The sequence below is a fragment of the Candidatus Sulfotelmatobacter sp. genome (assembly GCA_036500765.1).
Lineage (GTDB): Bacteria > Acidobacteriota > Terriglobia > Terriglobales > Acidobacteriaceae > Sulfotelmatobacter.
This window is the reverse complement of sequence record DASYBM010000004.1, coordinates 310,210-333,364: the sequence shown is the minus strand read 5'-3', so window position 1 is coordinate 333,364 and position 23,155 is coordinate 310,210. Positions and strand designations below refer to the sequence as shown.

The 23,155-nt window shown below is 58.3% G+C and carries 18 protein-coding genes; 4 read left to right on the top strand and 14 right to left on the bottom strand.

Translation table 11 applies throughout. The annotated features are described in order from the left end of the window. Window positions 1-28 precede the first annotated feature (28 nt). The gene (locus VGM18_04180; GenBank protein ID HEY3972176.1) at window positions 29-442 is read left to right on the top strand and encodes a CZB domain-containing protein; all 414 of its coding nucleotides are present in this window, start codon (window positions 29-31) and stop codon (window positions 440-442) included. A gap of 21 nt (window positions 443-463) precedes the next feature. Here the strand turns inward: VGM18_04180 and VGM18_04175 are convergent, their stop codons facing one another. After that, a complete protein-coding gene (locus VGM18_04175) occupies window positions 464-2,029 on the bottom strand; it encodes a sialidase family protein (GenBank protein HEY3972175.1) in 1,566 nt (521 codons plus the stop codon). A gap of 91 nt (window positions 2,030-2,120) precedes the next feature. Next, on the bottom strand, window positions 2,121-3,707 hold the full coding sequence (locus VGM18_04170; GenBank protein ID HEY3972174.1) for a hypothetical protein: 1,587 nt from the start codon (window positions 3,705-3,707) through the stop codon (window positions 2,121-2,123). Between the two features lie 52 nt (window positions 3,708-3,759). Here VGM18_04170 and VGM18_04165 point away from each other — a divergent pair, with 52 nt between their 5' ends. Next, window positions 3,760-5,178 (top strand): NAD(P)/FAD-dependent oxidoreductase, encoded by a 1,419-nt coding sequence (locus VGM18_04165; protein ID HEY3972173.1) that lies wholly within the window; start codon window positions 3,760-3,762, stop codon window positions 5,176-5,178. 71 nt (window positions 5,179-5,249) lie between these two features. Next, window positions 5,250-6,584, top strand: coding sequence for a nodulation protein NfeD (locus tag VGM18_04160; protein ID HEY3972172.1), 1,335 nt, complete (start codon window positions 5,250-5,252; stop codon window positions 6,582-6,584). 122 nt (window positions 6,585-6,706) lie between these two features. Here VGM18_04160 and mnmA read toward each other — a convergent pair whose 3' ends face one another. The 3 genes from mnmA to VGM18_04145 all read right to left on the bottom strand — a co-directional run bounded on the left by mnmA (window position 6,707) and on the right by VGM18_04145 (window position 10,534). Then, entirely contained in the window at window positions 6,707-7,816 is a 1,110-nt protein-coding gene (gene mnmA, locus VGM18_04155; GenBank protein HEY3972171.1) for a tRNA 2-thiouridine(34) synthase MnmA, read from the bottom strand. Between the two features lie 307 nt (window positions 7,817-8,123). Next, window positions 8,124-9,284, bottom strand: coding sequence for a cysteine desulfurase family protein (locus VGM18_04150; GenBank protein HEY3972170.1), 1,161 nt, complete (start codon window positions 9,282-9,284; stop codon window positions 8,124-8,126). A 116-nt stretch (window positions 9,285-9,400) separates the two neighbouring features. Continuing rightward, complete coding sequence (locus tag VGM18_04145) at window positions 9,401-10,534, bottom strand: citrate synthase (protein ID HEY3972169.1); 1,134 nt, start codon at window positions 10,532-10,534, stop codon at window positions 9,401-9,403. Window positions 10,535-10,841: 307 nt separating this feature from the next. Between VGM18_04145 and VGM18_04140 the strand changes: the two genes are divergently transcribed. After that, complete coding sequence (locus VGM18_04140) at window positions 10,842-12,938, top strand: S46 family peptidase (GenBank protein HEY3972168.1); 2,097 nt, start codon at window positions 10,842-10,844, stop codon at window positions 12,936-12,938. 59 nt (window positions 12,939-12,997) lie between these two features. Here the strand turns inward: VGM18_04140 and VGM18_04135 are convergent, their stop codons facing one another. The 9 genes from VGM18_04135 to VGM18_04095 form a co-directional block, all read right to left on the bottom strand. Next, window positions 12,998-13,840 (bottom strand): amidohydrolase family protein, encoded by an 843-nt coding sequence (locus VGM18_04135; GenBank protein HEY3972167.1) that lies wholly within the window; start codon window positions 13,838-13,840, stop codon window positions 12,998-13,000. A gap of 57 nt (window positions 13,841-13,897) precedes the next feature. Continuing rightward, complete coding sequence (locus VGM18_04130; GenBank protein HEY3972166.1) at window positions 13,898-14,881, bottom strand: FAD binding domain-containing protein; 984 nt, start codon at window positions 14,879-14,881, stop codon at window positions 13,898-13,900. Continuing rightward, complete coding sequence (locus tag VGM18_04125) at window positions 14,878-17,607, bottom strand: molybdopterin cofactor-binding domain-containing protein (protein HEY3972165.1); 2,730 nt, start codon at window positions 17,605-17,607, stop codon at window positions 14,878-14,880. The genes VGM18_04130 and VGM18_04125 overlap by 4 nt, the downstream gene beginning before the upstream one ends. Beyond that, on the bottom strand, window positions 17,604-18,137 hold the full coding sequence (locus tag VGM18_04120; GenBank protein ID HEY3972164.1) for a (2Fe-2S)-binding protein: 534 nt from the start codon (window positions 18,135-18,137) through the stop codon (window positions 17,604-17,606). The genes VGM18_04125 and VGM18_04120 overlap by 4 nt, the downstream gene beginning before the upstream one ends. Before the next feature lie 80 nt (window positions 18,138-18,217). Continuing rightward, window positions 18,218-18,541, bottom strand: a complete 324-nt coding sequence (locus VGM18_04115) for a rhodanese-like domain-containing protein (protein ID HEY3972163.1) — start codon at window positions 18,539-18,541, stop codon at window positions 18,218-18,220. Window positions 18,542-18,650: 109 nt separating this feature from the next. Beyond that, window positions 18,651-19,379 carry an enoyl-CoA hydratase/isomerase family protein gene (locus VGM18_04110; protein ID HEY3972162.1) on the bottom strand — a complete coding sequence of 243 codons (729 nt, stop codon included), beginning with the start codon at window positions 19,377-19,379 and terminating at the stop codon, window positions 18,651-18,653. A gap of 104 nt (window positions 19,380-19,483) precedes the next feature. Next, on the bottom strand, window positions 19,484-20,659 hold the full coding sequence (locus tag VGM18_04105; protein HEY3972161.1) for a Phenylacetic acid catabolic protein: 1,176 nt from the start codon (window positions 20,657-20,659) through the stop codon (window positions 19,484-19,486). A gap of 104 nt (window positions 20,660-20,763) precedes the next feature. After that, complete coding sequence (locus VGM18_04100; protein HEY3972160.1) at window positions 20,764-22,278, bottom strand: aldehyde dehydrogenase family protein; 1,515 nt, start codon at window positions 22,276-22,278, stop codon at window positions 20,764-20,766. Window positions 22,279-22,293: 15 nt separating this feature from the next. After that, window positions 22,294-23,115 (bottom strand): enoyl-CoA hydratase/isomerase family protein, encoded by an 822-nt coding sequence (locus VGM18_04095; protein ID HEY3972159.1) that lies wholly within the window; start codon window positions 23,113-23,115, stop codon window positions 22,294-22,296. Window positions 23,116-23,155 lie beyond the last annotated feature (40 nt).

The following is a 23,155-nucleotide window of genomic DNA, read 5'->3' as shown; positions in this document are numbered from 1 at the left end:
ATCATCCGGCCCGGAGTCGCCGATATCCATGCAAGGACGACCAGGGCCACGCCACGCCCGCCTGGCCAACGGGGTGAGGGGAAATGGAATGGACTTCGACGAAGCCATCAGCCTCCATAGCAAGTGGAAGCGCAGACTGCGCCAGACTCTGGCTAAACACGATCACAGTCTGAGCTCCACCGAGGTGAGCCTCGACCATAAGTGTGTCATGGGTCGATGGATCTATAGCGAGGGTACAGCTCACTCCGCGCTCCCGGAGTATCGGCGTCTGAAATATGAACACGCCCGCTTCCACGCAGTAGCCGCTGAATTGGTTATGCGGGCCAACGCCGGAGAATCCGTGCAAGACGAAATGAAACCGTGTGCCAGCAGTGAATTCTCCAATGCGTCCGCCGGCACGATTATGGCCATCATGGCCATCAAGAAACGCTTGTTGGGTTAACAGCCGGGCCCCAAAAGCAAATTACTTCGCGCTTCGCTGGCTAGATCGGCTGCGCCTTGGCGGCGGTCTCAGGCCTTTCTCCGGCGCTTCCTTTTCGATCTTGTCCGATAGTTTGTGTAGCGGCCTGTCGCCCGCCGACGACAACTGCCGTCCGCTCGCGGTCACGGTCAATCCCTGCGCTGTATAGATCGCCTCGGCGAAAGAACCGCCGGAATTCATCGTCGCCACCGCGAATACTCCGTGCGGAACACCATCGGTAAACGCGGTTGCAATGTAATCTCCCACCATCAACCCGTTCTGTGAGTTCGGCAGCCAACTCAGCAGCATCGGCCCGGTGAGTACGACTGGCGCATTCCATGTGGAACCGCCGTTGGCCGAGGAAATATAACCCAGGATCAGGTTGCAGGTCGCAAGCGTGCAGGCGCTCACCGGATAGTAGTAATAATGCAGGGCCACATGCGCCGTCGCGCCGGACGTCGCCGGATCAATTCCGATCCCCGGAATGAAATGATCGACCGCACTCGATGTGTCATCGATAGGAACCCGAGTAACCGCGCTCCACCTCACGCCGTCTGTCGAAGTGCTGTAGACCAGATCGTTGGTGGAGCAGTTCGCGCGAAAACGGCAGTCTTCCCAGACGACCCAGACAGTTCCCGCTCCATCTATCGCCGCCGACGGCAGAGGCCCACTACGAATTCCCGCCGCATCAGCGTGGTATTGGATGCTTGCGATCGTCACAGTCGAACTCCAGCTCACCCCGCCGTCGTTGGAACTGAACGCCGAGATACATGCGGAATTGATCCCGGCGAAGGTCTCAATCGGCACGACCACCGTCCCGCTGGGCTGCACCAGCGGCTGCCCGCCCAGCCCTTGCGCCAGATTCGCGGTGGTCACCGGCGCGCTCCATGTCACCCCACCGTCCGAAGATGTGCTCATCAGGATCTGATCGCCATTCAGATTATCGTCCCACTCTACATAGCAATTGCCGTAATGCGGACTCGCCGCCCAATCGTCGCAGGCGATCCAGTTTTTGTCGGAACTCTCCGCCGTTGGAAAGACGCCGACCGGAGCCTGCCAGGTGAGTCCATCCATCGACCGGCTGACCATGACTGCTGGCGTCTGCAAGGTACTCGAAATTGGCAGCGAAGCGATCATCCAGACCGCGTGCTTCGTATCGTAGCCCACCGCGGGATCACTGGCCGCGTCATAACGACCCGAGCCTTCGCCCGTCGTGAGCTCCGGCAAGAATCCGTGGCTCCAGGTCGTGCCTCCATCGGTCGAAGTCGCCCAACCAATGTCGGTCGCGCCTCCAGCAATAATACGGCCAGTTTGGAACGCGGCCACCAGTGTGTTGCCATTAGCCAGCATATGGGGTTCGACTTCAGTGGCATGCTGCCCCGGTCCAACCGCGTAGGGATCCGAACTCAGTTGTGTAAGATTCGCCCCCACGGGATTCCCGGGCTGCGTCACGACTGCATTCAATGGCGTAGTGCGCCCCGAGCACGCCCCCAGCACGAGCGTGAGCAGTGCGATTGAAAAGGCGCCGGTTACTCTCTGGCAGGATTGCTGCGTAAGTTGATTGAGCATGCAGATGAATGAGTCGAGGATCTGAACTGGAAACTCATCATCGGTCGAATCCCGCGGTAGTGCAACCGAATTTTCAGGCGAGACCCTGCAATCACCGATTTGGTCCCGTGCCAGCGGGAATGAATATCACCGCCACGTCGTCCTTGTAAACGTCCTTCCACTGCGGCGCTCGGAACAGGATGCTGGTGAGCGCCGCGTCCCTGGGCAGCAGCAAGTAGCCAGGGTGATTCTCCCGCAGGAATTCCTCCCACCCGTCTTGCACATGCACCATCTTTAGATAGCTCCTGAAGAACCGCTCGCCATACAAATCGTGCCGGTCATCGACCACCACGCGCGTCGCCGGATAGAGCCGGTAAATTAAATATCCGCCCCAATAATCCGGACTCAGCGCCGGGCCCTTGGCGTCATGCGTCGCGAGATAATTCACCGCCTCGACCGGCATTCGCGTGGGATCGAAATGCGCATCCATCAGCGCACGGGATCCGGCTTTTCCGCCGTTGGCCGCGATTGCCAGAGGGGCGACAACGGCAATTATCGGCCACACGTGCCCGCGCAGCCCGAGTTCGACAGCCTGCATTCGCTGCGAGAATCGCTCGATCAGGCGAGTCGCTGGAACCAACGGCGCAACCACCATCACCAACAGAATGGAAGAAACGGGAATATTCCGCGATGCAAAAAGCCCCGCATACACAGAGAACAAAACTGTGAGCCCTTCGCTCGCGCGCAATTTCGCGCCCTTTTGCCACAGAATCGCCAGCGCGACGAGGAGCAGCGCCAGAAAACATTTCTGCGCCACGCCATGAAAGTTCGGCGATTGGAACTCGTCAATGTGATTCATCAGGAAACGGTTCGTCAGATATGAATAAACGTGTGAGTACAAATTCCAGCCGTAGGGATTCACCAAACTGGCCGCGAGGGAAAGCAGACCCACCCACAGCAAACCCCATGACCACTTTCCGGCGGCGATTTTGCGTAACGATTCTTCGACCCGGTTCTCTTTCGCCGTGAACCAGTTCCAGATAGCCGCCAGCCAAAAAATCCCCAGCAATACAAGCCCGACTAGAAATCCCCCGTGCACATTCGCCCATATCAGCATCAGCGGCGGAAGAGCCCGCAATCTCCAACCGGGCGGCGCACTCGGCCTATCGATCGCTTCCCTTTCCGCCGAATCGAGAATCCAGAACCATGCCAGCGTGAACAGCCAGCTCATCACATGCGGCCGCGCCAGAAAGTGAATCATCGAGGCTGACACCGCTAACAGCACTAGCGCCAGCGCGATAAAAAGATTCGCTCCGCGCACTATAACGAACCGAAACAACGATGCAAATACCGCAGCGATCGCCGCAGCAGTGAACCACACCACGCCATTCAGTCCGGCCGCAGTTTCCAACTTGCCGACGACCACGTCGTATAACCACTCCCAGGCAAACCACGGTTCACCCGCCATCGTCGAAGAAAATGAATCCACGCGCGGAATCGCGTGCGCGGCCAGGATCTGCTGTCCGTCGCGGATATGCCAGCCGATCCCCGCATCGCCCAACAGCTTCACTGCCAGCGGCGTGAAAACAAGCACGCCAAGCAGCGCGACAAAAATCAGGTCCGCCACCGATGGCATTGCCACGCGCACCCATGCCGGAGTCGATCGGTCTGCCGAAGAACTTCTGTAACCCTCAGCCATCGCGCTGAATCTTATAGAGGTGGAGCGGGAACAGCAAGGTAAGAACGGCAAAATGACGAAGACTCCGAGTGACGGATTGGCTCGCGTCGCGATCGTCGGCGCGGGCTTCGGCGGCTTGAATGCCGCGCGCGCCCTGGCGAGAGCGCCAGTCAGCATTACGGTGATCGACCGCACGAATTACCACACCTTCCAGCCGTTGCTCTACCAGGTCGCTACCGCGGGCCTCTCGCCGGGAGAGATCGCCGCCCCCATCCGCTCCATTCTGCGCTCGCACAAGAACATCGAAGTGCTGATGGCGGAAGTTACTGGATTCGATCTTGACCAGCGCATCGTCGAAACTCCCAATGCGAATATTCCGTACGACTACCTGATCGTTGCCGCGGGCGCGAGCCACGCTTACTTCGGCCATGATGATTGGGAACCCTACGCCCCCGGACTCAAGACCATCGAAGACGCGCTCGAAATCAGGCGTCGCGTGCTGCTCGCCTTCGAACTAGCGGAGCGGCAAGCTGCAACGAGCGAAGCGGCCGTTCCTCTCAACTTCGTGGTAGTCGGCGGCGGGCCCACCGGCGTCGAATTGGCCGGCACGCTTGCCGAAATATCCCGGCACGCGCTCACTCATGAATTCCGTTCCATCGATCCGGCGCGCACACATATCCTGCTCCTCGAAGGCGGACCGCGCGTCCTGCCATCGTACTCGGAAGATCTTTCCCGCAGCGCACAGGAACAACTCAATCATCTCGGAGTGGAAGTCCGGACCTCGGCCACCGTGACGCAGATTGAACCCGGCGTCGTCTTTGCGGGAAACACCCGGCTGCCGGCGACGGTGATTCTGTGGGCTGCCGGAGTCGCCGCCTCCCCGCTCGGCAAAAAGATCGGAACTCCGGTCGATCGCGCCGGACGCGTGCTGGTCCAACCCGACCTTAGCGTTCCTGGCCATCGGGAAGTATTTGTCATCGGCGATCTCGCCGCGCTGAAAGACGAACACGGAAAGATGTTGCCTGGTGTCGCTCCAGTCGCGATGCAGCAAGGTAACTTCGTCGCCAGATTGATCGGTGAAGAATTGATGCGGGAAACATTGAAGCAGCGTGCCCCGTACTTCTCGCGTTCTGTGCGAGAAGGCGGGGATTTTGCCCTCCGCCCTTTCTTCCATTACTCGGACAAGGGCAGCCTCGCCACTATCGGACGCGCAGCCGCTGTCGCCGAGTTCGGTAAGATTCACATCTCTGGCTTTATCGCCTGGTTATCCTGGCTATTCATCCACATTCTTTTCCTGATCGGCTTTCGCAATCGGCTCTTGGTTTTCATTCAATGGGCGTGGTCGTATGTCACGTATGAACGGGGAGCGCGTCTGATTACCGGCAGCACATACTTACCGGGATGGAGTGCCGAACCATTAACTCGTACTCCGGCAGTTTCAGCCGCACCGACGAACGCGTCCCAAGAAATCCGCGCCAAGTCTCTCGAATAGAGCGACAATAGCGGTAGGCCCTTGGATTGTTATAAGGAGTTTTGCACTGGCCGGCAGTAAAGACGAACTTTATGGTGCGCTTCATTATGGTGCGCTTCATTCTCTCGCTGGCGGCGGTCGCTGCTTTCCTGACGCCCGCCTCCGCCGAAGTCCTCAAGGTCGTGGTCGACGACACCATCCAGCCCATCAGCGCGGAGTACATCGAACGCGCCATCGACGAAGCGCATCGTCGCAACGCCGAAGCCGTATTGATCGAGCTCAATACTCCCGGCGGCCTCGTTAGTTCCACGCGCGACATCATCGAGAAGATCACGTCGTCTCCGGTACCCGTCATCGTCTATGTCACGCCTACCGGTGGTCATGCGGGTTCTGCCGGAATTTTCATTCTCGAATCCGCTGACGTCGCGGCCATGGCTCCAGGAACCGCCGCCGGCGCGGCCCATCCCGTCACGCTGATTGGCCCCGTGCAAGTCAAGCCCGACGAGGAGATGAACCGCAAAATCGAAAACGATGCCGCCGCTCTGATTCGATCCGTTGCCAGCAAGCGCGGACGCAACATCGAAGCCGCCGAAAGCGCGGTGCGCGAGTCCAAGTCTTTTACCGAGCAGGAAGCGCTTGCGCAACATCTCATCGACTACGTCGCCTCGTCGCCCGAAGATCTCTTCCGCCAGATGCAGGGGAAAAGCTTCAAACATTTCAATGGAGCCTCCGGTTCGTTGAACCTTGCGGACCAGTCGGTCATTCCTTTTGGCATGACGCTGAAGGAGCACATTCTTGATACCCTGATGGACCCGAACGTCGCCTTCCTGCTGCTCGCGATCGGCGCGCTCGCCTTGTATGTCGAATTCAATCATCCCGGCGCCGTGATTCCGGGAACCGTCGGCGTGGTCTTCATTCTGCTGGCGGCCTTCGCGCTTAACTTCTTGCCTACGCGTTTCGCCGCACTGGGGCTGATCCTCGGGGCTTTTGCTCTTTTCGGAGCGGAGGCCAAGTTCGCCAGTCACGGCATCTTTACCATCGGAGGAATCGTTCTGCTGACGATAGGAGGCTTGCTTCTGGTGGATTCGCCCATTCCCGAAATGCGCGTGCATCTGCTGACGGCGTTGGCCGTCAGCATTCCGTTCGGCCTCATCACCGCTTTCCTCATGACCATCGCCGTCCGTGCCCGGCGCAACAAAGTAGTGACCGGCGCGCAGGGCCTGGTCGGCGAAACCGGAGTCGCGCAAACCTCGCTCTCGCCGCAAGGCAAAGTCTTCGTCCACGGCGAACTTTGGGACGCGGTCGCCTCCTCGCACCTTCCGATCGGTCAACTCGTGCTGGTTCGTCGAGTCGACGGCCTCACGCTTCAGGTCGAGGCGCTCGCGGCAACCTCCCCTCCAGCCAGCCCCGCACCCGCGATTCTCTAACCAGCAAGACTCGTATCAGAGGATCGCCTCAGCGATAGCGCGAGGATCCCTCGACGGGAAGACGTAGCAAGCCACCTCTCGGGGGATTATATCGGCTAAGGCTTGCCATTCCTCGCGATCTGCTATCCGATCCAGCCGCCGCCAACGACGATGTTGCCGTGGTAGAAAACTGCGGCCTGTCCCGGAGTTATGGCGCGCTGCGGCTCGTCGAAGGTGACGAGAATTTCATCGGCGCTTGTTCTCTCGATCGCGGCCGTTGCGGGCTCGTGGCGATGGCGAATCTTTACGGTCACGCGCATCGGCTCGTGCAGATCGTCGACGGCGATCAGATTCACGCGGCGGGCGCGCAAAGTGCGCGAGTAAAGATGCTCTTCCCCGCCCACAATCACTTGCTTGTTCACGCCGCTGATCTGGATGACGTAGAGCGGCGATCCCGTGGCGACGCCAAGTCCCTTGCGCTGACCGACGGTGAAGTTGTGAATGCCGGAATGCTCGCCGATCACCTCGCCGTTCGTGGTAACAAGGTCGCCAGCGGTATCGGGCAAGGCCTCGCCCTGCTCCGATAGATAGGCGTCGATAAACCGCTTATAGTCGCCGCCGGGGACGAAGCAGATTTCCTGCGAGTCTGCTTTCTCGGCCAGCGCGAGTCCGTGCTTGTGGGCGAGCACGCGGACCTCGGGCTTCGTCATATCGCCGAGCGGGAAGATGGTCCGGCTAAGCTGGTCTTGCGTCAGACCGAACAGAAAGTAAGTCTGGTCCTTGCTCACGTCAGCGGGACGCTTCAGCAGCCAGCGCCCCCGCCCCTCGTCGAAAGCGACGCGAGCATAGTGTCCCGTCGCAACACGCTCGGCCCCGATCTGCTGGGCCACAACGAGCAACTGATCAAACTTCAAATGATTGTTGCAAAGGCTGCACGGAATGGGCGTGCGCCCCGAAACATACTCTTCCACAAACGGACGAATCACGTCGCGCTCAAACCGCTCCTCGTGATTCACCACGTAATACGGAATGCCGATCTGCTGGGCCACGCGCCGCGCGTCGTAAACATCGTCGAGCGAACAGCAGCGCCCCTGCGACGTCTCAGGCATGCCATCCCTGCCCGCAAGTCGGCGCTGATTCCACAACTGCATCGTCAACCCGATAACGTTGTGCCCCTCGGCACGCAGCATAGCCGCGACGGTGGAAGAATCCACACCGCCCGACATGGCTACGGCGATAGTGTCTGTGGTCAGCTTCTAGCTCCTAGCTTCTAGCGCTTGGCAGTTTCCCGGTCCGCAAACGTCGAGCGTTGTTGCAGCATGTGCTTCCGTCCCGCGGACCGCGCCCGCGAACCGCTTCTCGCAAACGCACCCGTTCGTCCTTACGCGAGCAGCGCGGCCAAGAACAGAAAAGATTGCTGCGCTCCCAGTACGGCATTTGAAGTCGCCTCGCGGCGAAATGATTCCTACTAGATAATGCCTGCAATGAGGGCACCGAAGAAGAATTTTCCCTCTCTTCCGCGCTCGCTTCTTGATTTCCTCGATCCGGCTCCGCGCATCATCAGGCATTCACCCTCCGGTAGGCAGGGGACAAGTCTCGCAATCGCGCCACAACCTCCGGCACCAACGCCAGCGCGTAATCAATATCTTCCTCGACCGTCTGCTTGCCCAGGCTGAACCGAATACTCGCTCGCGCCTGATCGGGACGCAGGCCCATGGCCAGCAGTACATGCGATGCTTCAATCGCGCCCGACGAACAGGCTGCGCCGGTCGATACCGCAACACCCTTCAAGTCCAGCGCAATCACCATCGCTTCACCGTCGATGTAGTCGAAGTGAATATTGGCGGTATTCGGCACGCGCGGGGCGCCGTGGCCGTTCACGCCCGCGTCCTCGACCTGCGCAAGAATTCCCTGCTGCAAATGATCGCGCATCGCAGCCATGTTCTTGTCGTCGCCGCGGTCGAAGGCGACTCTTGCTAGTTGCGCAGCCTTGCCTAAGCCCACAATTCCGGGGACATTTTCGGTCCCGGCCCGCAGCGACCGCTCGTGCCTGCCACCATAGAGAATCGGCCGCAGTCGAGTACCCTTCTTTACGAACAACGCACCCACGCCCTGCGGCCCATGAATCTTATGGCCGGAGATCGAGAGCGCATGGCAACCGATTCGCCCAACATCAACCGCAACCTTGCCCGCTGCCTGCACCGCGTCGGTATGAAAACAAACGCCGGCCTCGGCGGCGATCTTCGCAATCTCCTCAAGCGGCTGCAAAACGCCAGTCTCGTTGTTGGCCATCATGATCGAGATCAGCTTCGTATTGGGACGCAGCGCACGGCGCACATCGTCAGGATCGACAAGGCTGCGCCCATCCACAGGCAAAACCGTCAACTCCACACCCAACTCTTCCATGTGCCTGCAAGTTTGCAGCACCGCAGAATGCTCAATGCTCGACGTAATCACATGATCGCCCGGCCCAACCAGCCCGGCGATGATGAGATTGTCGGCCTCCGTGCCGCCGCTGGTAAAAACCAACTCCGAAGCACGGCAGCCGAGCAACGCGGCCACCGACTCGCGTGCATCCTCGACCGCCGCCCGGGTCTGCTGCCCGTGATGGTGAATCGACGAGGCGTTACCAAACTGCTCGCCGAAATACGGCCGCATGGCCTCGAACACTTCCGGCAGGACCGGCGTGGTGGCGTTATTGTCTAGATAGACGCGGTGCATACCGCTTCTATTCTACCTTGCAAAGTCGTGGAGCCGTAGCGCTTTGCTATGTCTTACCTACAGTATTCGGAATGATGGAGAAGGGGAGATATTGCAAGCAACGGTCCGACGAGAGGCTACCTGCGGTCCATCTCCACATAATGGCTGGGATATTCCGGGCCCAGATAGTCGGCGCGCGGACGGATCAGGCGATTGTCATTGAGTTGCTCCATCACATGGGCAGCCCAGCCACTTACGCGTGAGACGGCGAAGACGGGGGTGAACAGGTCTACATCAATGCCCAGCGTGTGATAGGTGGAAGCCGAGTAAAAATCCACGTTGGCGTTCAACTTTTTTTCGGCCTTCACAAATTCCTCGATCTTGTGCGACATCTCAAACCACTTGCCCTGTCCGCTGGAATTGCCGAGATCCCGCGACATGGCGCGCAGGTGCGTGGCCCGTGGATCTTCGGTGTGATACACGCGGTGCCCAAAGCCCGGAATCTTTTTCTTCTGCGCCAAGATACCCTTGATGTAGTCCACCGGATCGGAGCCGGAGGAGTCGATCGCCTGCAAAATCTGAAATACGGCCTCGTTCGCGCCGCCGTGCAGCGGACCCTTCAGCGCGCCAATGGCCGAAGTAATGGCCGAATGCATATCGGACAAAGTCGCCGCCGTAACCCGGGCCGCAAAAGTGGAGGCGTTGAGTTCGTGGTCCGCGTGCAAGATCAGCGCGATGTCAAGCGCACGCTCGGCGGTCGCCGACGGAGCCGTCCCGTTCAACATCAACAGGAAATTTGCAGCGTGCGAAAGCTTGGGGTCAGGATCAACCACAGCTTTTCCCTTACGGATGCGGTCATAGGCGGCCACGATCATGGCGATCTGCGAGGTGATGCGAATCGCCTTGTCGACGTTGGCCTGGCCGACGTTGCTCTTCTCCAGAGGATCGTAGAACGATAGAGCGGAGACGGCGGTCCGCAACACGTCCATGGGCAACGCGTGAGCGGGCGCATTCCGCAGCAGAGTGATGATGGCTGAATCGAGCTTGCGTTCGCGGGCCAGGCGCTCGCTCAATTCGCGCAGTTCGGGGCGCGAGGGTAGTTTTCCGAACCACAGGAGGTAGCACGTCTCCTCAAAGTTCGATTTCTCGGCCAGTTCGTGGATGTCAATGCCGCGATAGGCCAGAACCCCGGCGTCTCCGTCGATGTAACAGATCTTGGAAATGGTGGCAACGACGCCTTCAAGTCCTCTCGGAGCCCGGTTCGTAGTCACACTGGACATTGGATTCTCGCTTCCATCGCCGGATTGCGTTGCGGAACCGCGTGCGGAAAGCACGACGGGAGCCCAACCTTTTTTTATACCTGAAACGTATCGAACTTACCAACCGCCCGAGCCCTAGTCTGCTCAAAGCGCCACGCCAAGGCCCCGTTCAACGGTAGCCGATCGAAACAGTCGTCGCGGCCGCATTTTGCCACTCGACTCCGCCGGGGCGTATAGTTGGGGGTTCGGTCGCAGATCTCCGCGGCTCTTTACTGACTCTGATTGGCTCGTCAAAATCCGTAGGGAGGAACCGCCCGCAATGAAACGATTCTTCGCTGTTCTGCTTACATTTGCCTTTGTGGGTTCGACTCTGGCCACAGCCGACGAGGGCATGTGGCTCTATAATGCGCCTCCAAAGGACAAAATCAAGGCAAAGTACGGCTTTCAACTTACCCAGCAGTGGCTCGACCACGTTCGACTATCGTCGGTGCGCTTCAATAACGGCGGCTCAGGCTCTTTTGTTTCGCCAGATGGACTGACCTTCACCAACCACCACGTAGGCGCCGCTTGCGTACAGCAACTCTCGACCGAGGGCCATGACTACATCAAGACTGGGTTCTACGCCAAGACTCAGGCGGAAGAGGCCAAGTGCCCCAACTTGGAACTCAACCAACTCGTGGGCATCGAGGATGTGACCGACAAAGTAAATGCAGGCGTGAAGCCGGAAATGTCGGCCGCCGATGCCGGACAGGCCCAGCGCGCTGCCATGTCCCAGGTCGAAAAGGACTGCACAACCGCAACCGGCCTGCGCTGCGATGTGGTCATACTTTATTCTGGCCAGGTTTACAACCTGTACAAATATAAAAAGTACACCGATGTGCGGCTGGTGTTCGCGCCGGAATTCGATATCGCCTTCTTCGGAGGCGATCCCGATAATTTCACTTATCCCCGCTACGATCTCGACATCACGTTCTTTCGCGTGTACGAAAACGACAAGCCGGCACATCTCGACAATTATCTGCAATGGTCGCGCACCGGCGTAAAAGAAGGCGATCTGATCTTTGTCTCGGGACATCCCGGAAACACGGGCCGCATGCTCACAATGGCGCAGCTTGAGTTCCTTCGCGATGTGCAATATCCGCTAACTCTGAAGTTCTTGCAGCGGCGCATCGCCGTTTTACAGGATTTCAGTAAGCAGTCGGAGGAAAACGCCCGAATCGCCAAAGAAGACATTTTTGGAATGCAGAACGGGCAAAAGGCGATTACCGGCTACCAGTCGGGGCTCCTCGACAAAAGCATCATGGACGTGAAAGCCGCAGACGAAGCTAAGCTACGCGCCTCGTTCAAGTCGGATCCGAAAAACATGGGAGCGCCCGATCCCTGGGATGAAATAGCCCAGGCGATCAAGATGCAGCAGTCCATTTATCCCGACCTGACTTATCTTGAGCGCATGCGCGGCTTCGCCGGTCATCTCGCGCAGACCGCTCGTGCTCTGGTTCGCGTAGCCGCAGAAAAGCCGAAACCGAATTCGGAACGCATGCGCGAGTTCCGCGACTCCAACTTGCCTTCCTTCGAGCAGCAGCTCTTTTCCACGGAACCGATTTATAAGAGCCTGGAGACTGCTCTCCTGACCGACTCTCTCAGCGACATGCAGGATACTCTGGGCAAAGACGACCCAGACGTGCAGAAGGTGCTGCAAGGAAAAACCGCCGCAGAGGCCGCGAAAGAGATGATCGCCAGCACGAAGTTGGATGATGTGGCGGTGCGCAAACAGCTCTATGAAGGCGGGCAAGCCGCGATTGACGCCAGCACCGATGCCCTGATCGTTGCGATGCGCGCCATCGACGCCGACGCTAGGGCCACTCGCAAGCAATATGAAGATAAAGTCGAATCGGTAGTCCGCCGCGATGGCACCATCGTCGCCAAGGCTCGATTCGCGCAGAGCGGCTTTGCCCAACCGCCGGACGCCACTTTCACACTTCGTCTGAGTTATGGCGCGGTAAAGGGATATCAGGAGAACGGAAAGACGATTCCCTTCGAGACAAACATCGGTGGCGCGTATCAACACGCGGCTGAGCACAACAGCCAACCGCCTTACAACCTTCCTGAGAGCTGGATGCAGTCGAAGGCGAAGCTGGATTTGAAGACGCCGCTGAACTTTGTCTCAACCCCCGACATTATCGGAGGGAATTCAGGATCGCCCACGGTCAATAAAGCGGGCGAGGTCGTGGGAATCATATTCGATGGCAACATCGAGTCGCTGCCCTGGAACTTCGCCTTCAACGACAGGCAGGGCCGTGCCGTTTCCGTGGACTCACGCGGCATTCAGGAGGCCCTGCGAAAAATCTACGGGGCGACCGCCTTGGCGGATGAATTGATGGGAACGAAGGCCGATGCGGCGAGGGCGGGAAAATAAACGGTGGTAGTGTAGTTTAAGCGGCGGGCCGCTGAGCGAAAGATCTCTTATACAGCAAATCAGGCAGGCCACATCGCCAGCGCGGTCTTCGTTAGAATCTGCTGCTGAACGGCTTTACTGAGCGGAAGCGCCCTGAATTCGTCAAGATTCTTTTTGATATCGGGGACGCCCGGCCCAGGCCAGTCCGTCCCAAACAGAGTCTTGTGCGCGATTTCCTCGAGGCGCGGAAAATATTTCAATAGCGTCTTCGGCGGAATGCCGCTGATGTCCAGATACACGTTCGGATGCCGGCGCACCAGAAAGAATGCGGTCTGCATCCAGAGCGGCCGACCCCCGTGGGCAAGCAGAATTTTCAACTTGGGGAAATCGACGGCCACGTCATCGACGTAAATCGGATCGCCGTATTTGTTGCGGGCGCCGGGAAAAATTGACGTACCTGTGTGGAACATGACGGGCACACCATTGGCTTCGGCAGCACGGTAAATGATCTCCAGCTCTTTTGCGCCGCTCAGATAATCATTGGGAAAAAGCAACTGGTGCGGCGGATGAATCTTGATCATCTGCAATCCCAGTCGCAGAATCTGCTCCACGTCGGCGAGCACATTCGTGGTGTGGCGCGGATGCAGGCTGCCACAGGAGAGCAACCGCTTCGGATTCTCCTTCACATAGTCGGCGACGAACTGATTCACTCCGCTGGTGAAGCCGATCACTTCGGGGGCCACGTAATTGATAAGCATGGCGCGATCAACGCCGCTTTCGTCCATGAACTTGAGAAATGCCTTGGGCGAACGGCAGAACTCGACGATCTGGTCGAAGTTCGCGCGTTTCTTCTTCATCAGCTCAAGCGCATGGGGCTTGAACATTTCCATGGGCTGAATGTGAATGTGGCAGTCGGTGATCATGCTTTGGCTTGCGGTTGCTCGGTTCGACTTACAGCCGCCAGAAGAATAACAGAGGACTCAGTTCCCTGCCGCCGCCAGCACCGCGCGCTTGGTGAAGACGCGAATCATCTCGCGCCGATATTCGGGTGTCAGTGCAGATGTGGTGAGCGGCTTCGCGGTCTTGGCGGCCAAATCGCCGGCGGCCGCAGCCAGCGCTTCATCGAGCATTTGGCCTGTGAGTAACTCGCTGGCGCCTTTCACCAGCAAGGGCGCGGGATTCACGGCGGTGATGCCTAAGCGCGCATCTGCGATGTGACCGTTCGATCGCTTGATCACAACGGCAACTCCCGCCAGCGGATAATCGATCGATCCGCGAACTCGCAGCTTGCGGTACACGCCCCGATAGTCCGCAGCCGATGCCGGCAGGAAAACGCGCGTGACCAATTCGTTGGGTTGCAGCTTGCGATAGTTGTCCCCCAACCCGGTGTAGAAATCGCGCAATAAAACGCGGCGCGTCTCAGCGGCGCTGGCAATTTCAATTTCCGCGTTCAGGCACAACAATGCGGGCGGAGTATCTGCGGAGAAAACCGCCCAGCACTTGCTCCCGCCCGGCGCCACGTGGCAAAGATCGCCGTCTTTCTTAATGCAAAAGCCGCAGCCTTTTCGCCAGGTCAGCGACTGGTTGTACCACAGGCAGCGGGTGTCGAGGCAGATGTTACCGCCGATCGTGCCCATATTGCGAAGCACCGGCGATGCCACGGTTGCGGCCGCCTCAGTCAGCACGGGAAAATGCCGGCGCAGATAATTGGAGCGCTCAATGGCGCGCAGCGCAGTCAGGGCTCCAATTTCAATGCCGCCATCGGGAAGCGGCTTGATTCCGCGCATCGCGGCAACGCGCCGCAGATCGAGAACAAACTGCGGCTCGAAAAGCTTTTGCCGCATGGAAGGAATCAGATCCGTTCCACCCGCCAGCACCCGAATATTTCCCGCATGCTCGGTCAAACATCCGACGGCGGCCTCAATGGTATCTGGGCGGAGCAGTCTGAATTCGGGAAGGCTCAATCCGCGCCCCCTGCCAACGATGCATTCTCGCGTCGCGACGGATCGCCGGCGTGCCGATCCGGTCCCTTACCGTTGAAGCAGAGCGCGCCACCATGTTCGCGAAAATGCATTGGCGCAGTCGAGTCGACGCCCTCAGTCATGTTTATCGCCTTGGCATTTTTCTTGGCGCGCAGCGCAGCCAGCACTCTTTCCGGCGTGAACGGCGCCTCGTGCAAGCGTATGCCCGCCGCATCGTAAATGGCATTCGCAATCGCCGGGATCGTCGCGGCCAGAGATCCCTCGCTGCACTCCTTCGCGCCGAACGGCCCTTCCGGATCGACGCTCTCCACAATAATCGGCTCGACCTCTGGCGACTCGATTGAAGATGGACTGCGATACTCGAGCAGCCCGGGATTCATCAGCATGCCATCCTTCCAAATCATCTCTTCGGTGAGAGCCTGCCCCATGCCCATCCAAACCGAACCGATGATCTGCCCTTCCACGGAAACCGGATTAAGCGCGCGCCCACAGTCGTGCGCCGCCCAGACTTTGTGCACGGTGACTTCACCGGTATCTTCGTCAACGCTGACCTCTGCGACTTGCGCCGAGTATGAATATGCCGGCGATGGGCCCACTCCGGCACCTTTGTGCTTACCGCCGCGCGCTTCCTGTGGAGGCGCATAAGATCCCGTGCCGGTGAGTGCTCCATGAAAGTCGATGGCGGCGACGACGGCCTCTTCGAAAGTCATCCGATCTTTCGGCCCTTCCTCCTTGCGCTTCTGCTGCAACGATCCGCGAAGAATCTGTCCTTCGACGCGTCCGCTGACGGAGGCTTGCTCTGTATTGTGGACGGTCAACGAATCATGTAGTGACGAAGAAGGATGTGACGAAGAAGAATCATGTGGGGACGGCCGCCCTCGCGAGCCTGCCCTGAGCGAAGCCGAAGGGTCCGGCCCGCGCGGAGTTGGCGCGGGCTCGCTTTCGCCGATGAAACCATGAGCTTTCTTGCTCACCACATCATCCCGAAAAATCAAATCTTCCACCGAGCATCCCATCTTCTTCCCCGCCGCAGCCGCAATCAGTTTCTTCACTTCCGTCGCCGCCCGCAAAGTAGCATTCCCCGCCATGAAGGTCACGCGACTCGAATAAGAACCAATATCAATCGGCGTCAGATCGGTGTCCGCTGCAATCACGCGCACCCGCGAGAGCGAACATCCCAGCACTTCGGCGGCGATCTGCGCCGTCATCGTGTCGGATCCCTGGCCAATTTCCGATGCGCCCGTATAGACCACCACGCCGCCATCGCGATCGATCTTGATGTTGACCGTGGAATGCGGCATGTCCGAACGAATAATCGAATTCGCCGCACCGCTCACGTAATGGCTGCACGCGATGCCCAACCCGCGTCCCCTGGGCAGTTTGCCCTTGCGCTCCTTCCAGCCGGAACGCTCGACCGTCTTCTCAATGCATTCTGGCAGCCCGTAACTTCGCACGCGCAAGCCGTTCACCGTGATGCATGGCGGCTGCAATAAATTTCGCTGCCGGATTTCCGCCGCATCCATTCCGATCGCATTCGCCAATTCGTCCAACTGCGATTCGAAGGCGAAGCGAACATTCACGGTGCCGTGGCCGCGCATGGCGCCGCAGGCGGGCTTATTCGTGAGCACGCGATAGCCGTCATACTGAATGTTCGGGATGTCGTAGAGCGCGCCCAGCAGCGCGCCCGAATACAGAATCGTAACCACGCCGTAAGAGCAGTAAGCACCGCCATCCTGCACTACGCGCGCCTTCACAGCGGTAATGCGGCCGTCCTTCTTCACGCCAGTCTTGAGATCGATGATGGTGCGGGGCCGTCCGCGATGCGCCCAGAATACTTCTTCGCGTGTGTATGTGATTTTCACCGGAGCCTGAGCCTTGCGCGCAGCCACGGCCGCAATAATCTCAAGCGGAATCACTTCGCTCTTGCCGCCGAATCCTCCGCCCACCAGTGGCTTGATCACGCGAATCTGCTGCATCGGCATTTCCAGCACCAGCGACAACTTGTGCTGCAAGTAGTATGGCACTTGAGTCGAAGACCACACGGTCAGGCGTCCAGGCTTGCCGGAATGCGGATCGAGTTCGAACGATGCCAGCGTGGAATGCGGCTCCATCGCCGCATGCGTGACTTCATTGGCAATGAACCGCGCCTCTGCTATATGATCGGCCTCGGCAAAAGCTTTATCGGGATCGCCAAATACGTGGTGATAGTCTTTCTCCAAATTGCCCGGCTTCGAATCGTGGATGAGATCGGTTTGGGCCCTCATCGACTCTTCGGGATCGAAGTAAGCCGGCAGAACTTCGTACTCAACCTCGATCAACTCGAGGGCTCTTTCGGCGATCGATTCCGTAATGGCCGCCACGCAGGCGATGTTGTCGCCGACATAACGAACTTTGTCGAGTGCTAACGGATATTCGTCGTGTCCGACGGGAAGAATGCCGTAAGGATTGGGAGCGTCCTTCCCCACGACGACCGCAACCACACCTTCGAGTTGCTCTGCACGGCTGGTGTCGATCCGCTTGATGCGAGCATGGGGATATGGCGAATGCAGAATCTTCCCGACCAGCATGCCGGGCACGCTGAGGTCGTCGGTATATTTCCCGGCGCCAGTCGTTTTCTGGGCCGCATCGACCATGGCGGTGGGCTTGCCAATGATGGAAAAATCATTACTCATTTCATGATCCTGCGTGTCCATCCCGAGCTTTGTCATTCCGAGCGCAGCGAGGAATCCGCTGTCGCCAGCGCTGCAACGTCGCGCGCCGCTATCTCTCGTTGCTCTGCCAAAATTGCCGATCTGATCGCTGCGTACATCTGGCTGTAGCCGGTACACCGGCAAAGATTGCTGCTCAGCGCGGCGCGAACGTCGGCCTCGGAGGGATCAGGATTCTCCGCCAACAGCGCCTTCACCGTCATCATGAAGCCCGGAGTACAGTAGCCGCATTGCGCTCCGCCCCAGTCGCCATAGGCTTTCTGGATCGCCGCCAGCGCGCCGTGCTGGCTGACTCCTTCGACCGTGGTGATCTGCTGCCCTTCACAACTCGCTGCCAATAGCGTGCACGACATCATGGCCACACCGTCAACCAGCACAGTACAGGCGCCGCACGACGAATCATCGCAGCCGCGCTTGGACCCCGTGAGTTGCAGTTCCTGCCGCAACACGTCGAGCAGCAGCGCGCTGGGCTCGATGGCAACCTCGTGCCTGCGGCCGTTGATGCGGAGCTCTATGAGTTCTTTTTTCATGAATGGCTCTAGGCTATTGGCCCTTGGCTCTTAGCTTGCCGATTTGGCTAAAAGCTAAGAGCCAAAGGCCAAAAGCGCTTTCAGTACGTCGGCACTTTCCCATCCACGCGTCGCGACCAGGCATCGATGCCGCCACGCATCGATTGCGCCTTGTCGAAACCTTGCTGCCTCAGCCATACCGTGACACTCATTGAGCGCACGCCATGATGGCACACCACCACGATGTGGTCATCGGGATCAAGCTCCTGATGCGCACGCGACGGCACATCGCCCATCGGCATCAGTTTGGCGCCGTCTATCTTGGCGGTCTCAAACTCCCACGATTCGCGCACGTCGAGCAAAGTGAACGGTTCTGCGGCATCCACTTTGCCTTTTACGTCTTCGGGCGTGATCTCGTAATCCATCTTTTACTAAAATCTCCGCGGGGCTACGCGGTCATCCTGAGCGGAGGCGTCTTTCAGTCGAAGCGAAAGATCTCCGCTTAACCGGCCCTCAGCGTGAGCCAAACTCCACCTACTTCCCTTTCCAATGCGGCTGCCGCTTCTGCATGAAAGCCTCAATACCTTCCTGCGCGTCTTCGGTCTTCATCAATTCATCGAAATAAATCCGCTCGGCGCGGGCGAGGCCCTTATCGAAGTGCATTGAATCCCAGGCGTAAGAAGCCTTTTTGGCACAGGCCAGAGCTGCGGGACTCACTTTCCGCAATGAGTCGATCGATCGCTCAACCATGCTGTCCAAATCCTGCTCGTTCACTGCCCGATTCGCCAGACCGATCGCGCTCGCCTCGTTGCCGTCGATCGTGCGGCCGGTCAGAATCAGTTCTGCAGCGTACTTTTGCCCCACCAGCGCAGCCAGCGCCGTACATGCCACCGGCGGATAGCATCCCAGCTTGATCTCCGGAAATCCCCATTGCGCCGATTCGGCCGTGTAGGCCATATCGCAAACCATGGCCAACTCCGCGCCTCCGCCAAGACAATAGCCGTGCACTGACGCAACCGTAACTTTCTTCGTCGTCAGCAAAGCACGAATCACAGTGTGAAACTTCGCCAGCATCTCTTCGACCGTATCAGGAGTATGCGCGGCGACATCCACGCCTACGGAAAAACATTTCCCCGCGCCGCTGAAAACGATCACAGCGATATCCTGCCGCGCCTCGATCTCAGCCAGCGATTGCGTCAATTCCTCCATCATCGCAACGTCGATCACATTCAGCGGCGCATGCTGAAGCACAATCCGCGCCACAGGAGGGCTGAACTCCGACTGAAGCCGACTGGATCCTGAACGTATCGACGTGGTTCCCATATCGCTTGGCGTATTCGGCGTTATCTGCGTTGAAAATCGTCCTTCTACAGGTTGATCGCCGACTTTCGTACTTCTCCAATGGTCGAGAGCGGGTCGCGTGCGCCTGTTTTCTCCGCGATCCATTTCTTTTCGTTGTTAATGATGTCGAGCAGAAGCTTTTTGTCTTCGGGGGAAGGCATGTATTCTCTTACGTGTTCTTCGTTCGCACGGTCATCAAGAGCTTCGCCCGTCTGCGCGTGGAATTTCTGTCCTGCCCATTTGCCGATAGCGCGGTTGAATTTGATGTCCGGTGCATACAATTTGGGCTCGCCCGCCCGCAGAGCGCTGTTGAAACGTTCGATCAGTCCTGCCACTTCGTCGCGATAAAGATTGCGGTTGTAATCGTTCAGGTCGTCGAGGTCCGGCGCTTTATCGTTTTTCGGTTCGTCATAGCGGCCCTTCACGCCCCACACATAGGCCCAGTGGGCCGACGAAGAATGGTCGGTGCCGAACAGATCATACGAACTGGAAATCCACTTGTTCAGATATTTCTGAATCAGCCACGCGGGAATTACTCCCGCTTCCACGATCCGCCGCAGGCCGTCGTTGCCCGTGCCCATATGAAACGCTTCTTCGCGCAGCATGTACGACATGGATCGTCCCAGCGGAGCGAATGCGGAATACTTGAGCATCTGTAACTGAAATTTTCCATCGCGGTCAACGAAGTCGGTGTAGGTGAAAAAGTCCATCCAGTTGTCGACGTCGACATTAAAGGCGCCCAACAATCGCTTATTCTCAAAGGCGCGCCGCTCCAGCATCTTCTGCGCTTCGACTTTGCCGGAGTAGCCGAAATGATCGACGAGGAGAGCACACATCTGCCAACCGTGCCGCATCTCCTCGATCATCACCCGCGTGATGGCGCGGCGGTCCCACTCGGTAGGAGCGTTTTCGAGCAGATTGCGCTGCTGCTCGACGCTCGCGAATTCCGTATCGCCCTGATACACGATCATATTCATCAGTGCGTCGCGCATCTGCTGCGTCGGAATCTGGCGCAGGTTCTCCCACTTGCGGCGGCCTTGGTACGAGCCGAATTCAATCTCTTCAGTATCGATGGCGCCATAGAGCGTGTCGAAATGAAAGGCGTCGATATCTTCGGAGTTGACGCCAATATCTTTGCGCCAGTCGTTGAACAATCCGATCCAATCGCTAAAAGTTCCGATTTTTGCAACTTTTCCCGGCATGAGCTATGACTCCCTATCGCAGCAACTCTTCTGAGCTTTAGCCTCAAAATTTAGCATTTAGCATTCCACCAATACGGCCTGAATGCTGACTGCTAATTGCTGCTTTACGCAATATTCAGCCAAACTGTTTTCAGTTCCGTGTAATGCTCCACGGCGTGCGCACCCAGTTCGCGGCCGAAGCCTGAACTCTTGTACCCGCCGAAGGGCAGCGACGCATCCATCAATCCGTAGGTGTTGATCCAGACGGTTCCCGCCTTCAGGCTGCGCGAAACGGTGTGCGCCTTCTTCACGTCGCGCGTCCAAACCGCGGCCGCGAGGCCATACGGATTGTTGTTCGCCTGTTCGATCACCGCGTCGACATCGTCAAACGTCAATACTGAGAGCACAGGACCGAAGATTTCCTCTCGCGCAATCGTCATGTCATTCTTCACGTCGCCGAAGATGGTGGGCTCGAGAAAAAATCCTTTGTTTCCATCCACGGCAACGCGATTGCCGCCGGCAACCAACTTTGCGCCATCTTTTTTGCCCGCTTCGATAAAGCCGAGCACCGACTGCATCTGCTCCTGGCTGACGATGGCCCCGAGCCTCGTCTTCGGATCGAGTGGATCGCCCGGCCGCATCTTCAAAGCGCGCGTCACCAATTTCTCAGTAAATTCGTCTTTCAGTTTGCTTTCGAGAAATAGCCGCGAGCCTGCGTTGCAGACTTCGCCCTTGCCGTAAAAGATGCCGTTGATCGCGCCTTTCACTGCGCTGTCGACATCGGCGTCGGCAAAAACAATGTTCGGTGACTTGCCCCCAAGCTCGAGCGTCACTCGCTTCAGCGTGTCGGCCGCCCCACGCATAATTTCTTTCCCCACCGCGGTTGAGCCCGTGAACGCAATCTTGTCGATGCCAGGATGCGCAACGATTACTTTGCCCGTCTCAGGCCCGCCTGTGAGAATATTCACTACACCGGCAGGAAAGCCGGCCTCCATGACGAGTTCTCCCAACTTCAACGTGGTCAGCGGAGTCTGTTCCGCGGGCTTCAACACAATCGTATTTCCGCAAGCCAGCGCTGGACCCACCTTCCAGGAGGCCAGCAATAGAGGAAAGTTCCAGGGAACGATCAGTCCGACCACGCCAACGGGTTCACGCAATGTATAGGTAAAAGCGGTGTCGAATGTGTTGACGGTCTCACCATGAATTTTGGTTGCGAGGCCGGCGTAGTAACGCAACACGTCGACCACCATCGGCATATCGACGTAGCGCGACTCGAAAATCGGCTTGCCGTTGTCGAGCGTTTCCAGTTCGGCCAGTTCGTCGATATTCTTCTCAACCAAGTCGGCGAGTTTCCAGATCAGCCGTCCGCGTTCGCTGGCTGAGAGTTTGCGCCACGCGCCGCTGCGGTCTTCGAAGGCTCGGCGCGCAGCTTCCACCGCGCGATCGACATCAGCGGGTGATGCTTCCGCAATTTGCGTCAATACTTCACCCGTCGCGGGATTGACGGTGTCGAAGTTCTTTGAACTGCCGATCCATTGCCCGTCGATGAGCAATTGGCCGGGTTTGACGTTCACTTTCGGTACGATCATCAACATTCCTTTTGTCCACTCGCTGGGCGGCGCCCGTCCCCACACGATCATTTACCACTCCAACTCTTACTTCGCTTTGAAGGTCGCAGGGCGTTTTTCCACGTATGCGGCCAAGCCTTCTTTCGCATCTTCGCTTTGGAAGAGCAACTGCTGGTTCTCGCGCTCGACCGCCAGCGCCGACTCCATCGGAATCTCCCAGCCAGTCTGTACTGCGCGTTTGATGCGCCCCACGGCCTTCGACGCCTTGTTGGGCGGGCAGAACTGCTTGGCATATTCCATGATGTTTTCCATGAAACCTTCGCGCTCGAAGATGTCGTTTACGATGCCCAACTCCTGCGCCTCTTCGAATGAAAACGTGTTACCGGTCACCATCAGTTCGATGGCCTTGCTCTTGCCTACCATGCGCGAAAGCCGCTGCGTGCCGCCGGTTCCGGGCAGCACTCCCAGATTCACTTCGGGCAGGCCAATTTTTCCCGCCTCTTTGCGCGCAATGCGCAGATCGGCTGCCATCGCGATCTCCAGTCCTCCGCCCACGCAGTGTCCGTTAATAGCCGCGATCACCAGTTTCGGCGTGTGCTCTAGGCGAAGCAGCATTTCATTGGCGTGCAGGCAGAAGTAATACTTGAAGGTAGGATCGACGCTGGTCAGCATCTTGATGTTCGCGCCCGCGGAGAAGAACTTCTCTCCCGCGCCAGTCATCACGATCACATAAACGTCGTTGTCCATCCGAGCCTTCAGAATCGCCTCGTCCAGTTGGCGGTTCATCTCGTAGGTGTAGGTGTTGGCGGGCGGATCGCACATTTCGATCAGCGCCACCCCGCCGTCGGTGCGGTAGTTCACAAGTTGCTTGGTGGATTCGCCCGCTGCTGGTTGTACCGTTGTCGCCATGGGAATGACTCCTTAATCTTTAATCTTTTGATCTCAAACA

Coding starts and splice junctions, on each gene's coding strand:
- VGM18_04100 (HEY3972160.1), bottom strand. CDS start 22,278: ATGATCGTGTGGGGACGGGCGCCGCCCAGCGAGTGGACAAAAGGAATG.
- VGM18_04140 (HEY3972168.1), top strand. CDS start 10,842: ATGAAACGATTCTTCGCTGTTCTGCTTACATTTGCCTTTGTGGGTTCG.
- VGM18_04170 (HEY3972174.1), bottom strand. CDS start 3,707: ATGGCTGAGGGTTACAGAAGTTCTTCGGCAGACCGATCGACTCCGGCA.
- VGM18_04105 (HEY3972161.1), bottom strand. CDS start 20,659: ATGCCGGGAAAAGTTGCAAAAATCGGAACTTTTAGCGATTGGATCGGA.
- VGM18_04095 (HEY3972159.1), bottom strand. CDS start 23,115: ATGGCGACAACGGTACAACCAGCAGCGGGCGAATCCACCAAGCAACTT.
- VGM18_04180 (HEY3972176.1), top strand. CDS start 29: ATGCAAGGACGACCAGGGCCACGCCACGCCCGCCTGGCCAACGGGGTG.
- VGM18_04135 (HEY3972167.1), bottom strand. CDS start 13,840: ATGATCACCGACTGCCACATTCACATTCAGCCCATGGAAATGTTCAAG.
- VGM18_04120 (HEY3972164.1), bottom strand. CDS start 18,137: ATGAAAAAAGAACTCATAGAGCTCCGCATCAACGGCCGCAGGCACGAG.
- VGM18_04160 (HEY3972172.1), top strand. CDS start 5,250: ATGGTGCGCTTCATTATGGTGCGCTTCATTCTCTCGCTGGCGGCGGTC.
- VGM18_04165 (HEY3972173.1), top strand. CDS start 3,760: ATGACGAAGACTCCGAGTGACGGATTGGCTCGCGTCGCGATCGTCGGC.
- VGM18_04150 (HEY3972170.1), bottom strand. CDS start 9,284: ATGCACCGCGTCTATCTAGACAATAACGCCACCACGCCGGTCCTGCCG.
- VGM18_04115 (HEY3972163.1), bottom strand. CDS start 18,541: ATGGATTACGAGATCACGCCCGAAGACGTAAAAGGCAAAGTGGATGCC.
- VGM18_04175 (HEY3972175.1), bottom strand. CDS start 2,029: ATGCTCAATCAACTTACGCAGCAATCCTGCCAGAGAGTAACCGGCGCC.
- VGM18_04125 (HEY3972165.1), bottom strand. CDS start 17,607: ATGACAAAGCTCGGGATGGACACGCAGGATCATGAAATGAGTAATGAT.